Origin of the sequence: Pseudoalteromonas sp. S558, assembly GCF_005886635.1 — a bacterium.
GTDB classification, from domain to species: domain Bacteria; phylum Pseudomonadota; class Gammaproteobacteria; order Enterobacterales; family Alteromonadaceae; genus Pseudoalteromonas; species Pseudoalteromonas aliena.
This window is the reverse complement of record NZ_PNDU01000366.1, coordinates 1-4,746: the sequence shown is the minus strand read 5'-3', so window position 1 is coordinate 4,746 and position 4,746 is coordinate 1. Positions and strand designations below refer to the sequence as shown.

The 4,746-nt window shown below is 37.3% G+C and carries 2 protein-coding genes; both read left to right on the top strand.

Translation table 11 applies throughout. From position 1 onward, the window contains the following. Positions 1-771: 771 nt before the first annotated feature. Positions 772-1,995, top strand: coding sequence for an alpha-xenorhabdolysin family binary toxin subunit A (locus CWB66_RS19435; protein ID WP_138586644.1), 1,224 nt, complete (start codon positions 772-774; stop codon positions 1,993-1,995). A 108-nt stretch (positions 1,996-2,103) separates the two neighbouring features. Beyond that, positions 2,104-4,452 carry a hypothetical protein gene (locus CWB66_RS19430; protein ID WP_138586643.1) on the top strand — a complete coding sequence of 783 codons (2,349 nt, stop codon included), beginning with the start codon at positions 2,104-2,106 and terminating at the stop codon, positions 4,450-4,452. The last annotated feature ends 294 nt before the right edge of the window (positions 4,453-4,746 follow it).

The following is a 4,746-nucleotide window of genomic DNA, read 5'->3' as shown; positions in this document are numbered from 1 at the left end:
ACTAACTGCATTGAATTTACTTGCAATAGGCCAGCTATTGACGCGTAAATTCGCCTTGCTTTCACTGAAAATCTCTGACTAGAGAAAATAAATTTAAATATCACTATAATTCAATGTGTTAGTAAATATCTTAACCAGAGTTCAGGTTAGATAATAAATTTATTATAAGCCGCTATTTTAGGCGCTAACGGGGTTGAATTCACTAAAGTCCCATAATCAGAACTTAACATGTGTCCCCTTGCATATAATTGTACTGGCAACAAAAAGCTAATTGACTGTAGATGACAGCTCTCTACTTTGCTTAAACATCAAACATATTGCCGAAAATGTAATTTCATAGGTTAATACTAACCCGCATCAGTATTTGAATAATTCGATTTTTACATTTTGAAATAAGCTTTCCTTAATTCCTCCTTTACTTAAAATCAATCCTTTTTCATTGTTATTTTTTGTTTTGTTAATTCTTTTTCACGCCGCTTATCCCATCAAACTGTCCTCCTGTACCATTTTTAGATAAATCAAATTGTACCCACTAGATATATGTTTATAAATCTCGTAATGTTTCCAAATGGTGAACAGCTTGTAACAAGTTGATGCATCCTCATTCGATTTCACTCTCGATTACACCCAGGTTCTATTAGCGCTTAGAGTTTAAAGGCCCTATTGCACGGATAGATTTAACTTTCCGATAAGGAGATAACTAAAGAGCTCGATTAGTGTAAAAAATGAAAAGATAACGATTAAATAATCATAAAATTTAGGAAGTAGAAAATGAAATTAATAAAATTAAAAAAAACCGCAATTGCTACTGTTATATCGTTACAGCTTTTGAGTTTTGGCCAAGTTGCAATAGCCGATAGCAAGATCCCAGAAATTTCACCAATCATGTACGACACACTCGGTGGTGGCTTAGATGGTGCTCCGCTATTTATTGACGTTGGTTCGGATAGTTTTTTACTTGAGAAAGATAAGTGGCAGAGTATTCAAATATTTGCAGAGTCGGCCGTTGGCCTACCAAATAGTGAGGCAGCTTTTAGAAGCGCAACTCGCTATCCTAATAGCACACCATTGAATAATCACTATATCTCTCTGATGGGAACGTTTGGGTCTATCTATTCACTAGGAGAAAGCTGGAACCGTAAAATTTATCCTGATGCGATTAATCTTGCTACAAAATTAGCAAATTATTCGGATATTCATTTGGCGTTAATTCAACCTTTTATCAATGGGTTAACTAGCTTACAGAACGCATCTCTAAGTGGAGATTTAAAAGCTGCTGAACAAAACCGTCAAACTACCATTGCATTTCTTAACACCTTTATTAATTTTGTCGATGGCAACCTTACTTCAACAGAATTGCTAGTGGACCAGATAATCGCTTTTCAGTCTGGTTTAACAACACAATCTGGTCAGCTCAATCAATCCGAGATGACTCTTGGCGATATTCTAAATAAAGAAGAGCCCGCTAATATTCGTTCCCGTATTGCTAAGTTAAAAGAAAAAATAGCAAAATTAAATGATGATATTAGTGATAAGGAACGCGACATAGGTTTAACGGCTATTGGCGGTCCATTAGCCTTACTTATAGGCGGTAGCATTCAAGGCGCTCAGCTAGAAAGTTTGAAAGACGATGTTAAAGATATTGAATCTCAAATCGAAACTCAAAATAAAGAGCTGGCACATGCTAGCAAATTAGCAACCTCATATGAAGTCGCAAAATATCAAGTAGAAGGCATGAATACAAAAATAAAAGATGCACTTAGAAACGTACGTTCAATACAAGTGCACTGGCAAGCATTGCACAGCGATATGAGCTCACTAAGGGACGTACTTAAAGAGTTAGACGGCGAGAATGGATTGCGTAACGCCAATGTTGTGGTTGCCGGTATTGTTTCATCACCACTTGCTAGTAATGCTAGCAACTCTTGGATAAACATCTCCAATAAAGCGAAAGCGTTCTTACAAAACGCATACCTTCCAATCTCAAAACAATAAACTAACCACTATTCAAACAGTTGCACTTTTAATCAATATGAAGGAGTAATCTAGACTGGGTCTAGGTTATTTCCTTATGTTGTTATTTTTCTGCAACAGGGAGTTATTATGAAATATTCTTTACTCAGCTTATTAATAGGCTGTACTTTTGCGAGCCAAGCGGCCACATGGTCAGATTTATATCAGCTTAAATCTAGCGATAATTTGCCTACTGTCACGATGAAAAGCCAGCAACGGGTTGATGATCAAAATTATTTGGTGTCAGCCCTTCACTTAAACCTTAATGACGTGCTAAATAACGTAAAGGATCACAGTACTATAGTGATTGCTGCCGACACGGTTGAAATTAATCGAAACATGCTATTTGATGCGCCAAACAAACGGATATTTATTGTTGCACGAAAAATCATAGGAAATGGCACTCTCAGTATTAATTTAGACACTCAAAAGGCGCAAGCATCGACGCTAGTGTTGGTAGCGGACTCTGTAGAAGCTAAAATTAATATTGTAACAGCGCACTCATCAAGTGACGGAGAGCTTGAGCGCTTTAGTGTTGAGCCAAAATCATTTGGTACACTTTACCAAGTTTTTCAAGGGAATAAGTTTACAAGACCGATTTCGTCTGATCTAATTTCTTTGATTTCAGTCCATAAAGAATACATTTTAGATGTACTTGAAAAATCTTTTGATATGGCTGTTTCTATTTATGATCAAAACCCTGCATTGAGCCTCGAAATGCTAACTTGGGCTGAGTCTATTTTAAACTCAGCGCACAGTGTAAGAGAGTCAACATCTCAGTCAAAGAACTTTTACTTGCAGCTTGCTAATTTTAAACAGTTTTTATCTTACGCAACCATCAATGAAAATTATGTGCCTAGCTTATCTCTTGATTTTTACAAGCTAACGCTTAAAACCTATATAGAGGCAATGGAAGCATATCAAGGCAGCTACAATAACTTTAAACAGCAAGGCCGTAGTTTAGAAAGTAAACGCCAAGATCTTACCTTGATGCAGGATAATTTATCTGACGTTGCTGCCGCTGAGCAGCGTATTATTTCTCGTTCTGTGGAGCAACTTAACAGCTTAGTAAAAACGCTTGGTGAGCAAAAGAATTCGTTTCAAGCGCAAGATAACAATGTATTTGATTCAGCTTTAGTTTTTGAAACGGGGATCTCGGATTACAAACAAGACAAAATAAGCGAAATAGGCCTCAAGGTTATAGGGACTGTCGTCAATGCGGGAAAAGCACTTGCTGGCGCTGCAGGCGGTGACGTTAGCGGTTTGACAGAGCTGATTGCTAGCCTTCCGGAAACTATCAAAGAAATTAATGAGTTGAAAACCAAAATCGATGATATCGCCTCGTTAATGCAGCGAGTACAAACGGTTGGTGGTCAGCTAGATTCTTTATCGAAAAAGACAGCAAATCCTTTTTCTAGCAGCGAGTTAGCCTTTGAGTTTAACCGCCTTAATGCGCTTATTCCTACAAAAGAAGAGTCTAACCGTATCTGGGATGAGTTTTTAATTACGGCAAAAGCACAGATGAAAAAGGCTATTGATGAAGATATTGATGGGTCAAGCGATTACCTAGTTGCAATTGAAAAGCTAATTAATCATGGTAAAGCAATTGTGGCTGTTGAAATAGACGTAGCGCAAGAGCAATCTCGCCAGATTGACTTACGTATTACTGCCGATGCAAAGCTTAAGCAGATCAGCCGAATTGATGAGTTTCTACAAAACAATCTAAATAGTTTAGATGAAGTACAGCAAATGGAAGAGCAGTTATTCCGCACGCTAAACAATCTAAAACGACCTATTTTTGTAGCGTTGACTAACTATCAAGCCGCTTTTAATTATTGGTCGTTAGGCGAAGCTATTGTGACGCCAAGTCTTAATCAAACTTATCAGGAGTACCGCCGCGACCTTGCATTACTTCGTGAGCAAGAAGCTGCTTCATTGGAGAGGTTTAATCCACGACCACAAGACTTTATGCTCACGATTGATAACTTAAATGCGCCACAGCAGCTTGTAGATTTTGCAAAAGATGGTGAGATGAGTTTTACTTTATCATTAGATAATGCCAATTTTTCACAGTTTGACCGTGTGCGCTTAGATGAAGTAAATGTTGTAATTGAAGGTAATGAGTTAAGTGAAAATCAACGATATGACATAGAAGTGAGATCGAGTGGTCACTATCTAGATAGATTTAAAGGGCAGCCTTACCAATTTAGTGCTGAGTCACTTTATCGCTTAGTTAGCTACGAGTTGTTAGATAGCCAATTATCACGCATTGCGCTAATTACCAGTGGTGCAATTGCTGGTGATTACGCTATTAATTACTTTGAACCAACCCCTTTTACAACTTGGTCTATTAAGCTCAAACAACCAGAGTTATATGATTTAAGTAAAGTAGAAAATATTAAGGTGTCGTTTAAGGGAAATGCCATCCCTAAACAATAAATAGAAGGCGTGTTTCTTTTTTGAGATTAAATTTGCAGTTGTGTGTTTGGTTTTTAAGTTAGGTTGAATCTCTGAGGTGTGGTTATTGCCAATAAATAGATGATGCGAGGCATAAATCCCAAACATACGCTGCAGCTAATTAACCTGAACTCTGATTAAGAGATTCACTAACGTATTGAATCATGGTGATATTTAAATTTATTTTCTCTAGCCAGAGATTTTCAGTGAAAACAAGGCGAATTTACGCGTCAATAGCGGGCCTATTGTAATTTAATTCAACTCAATTTAGCTCTC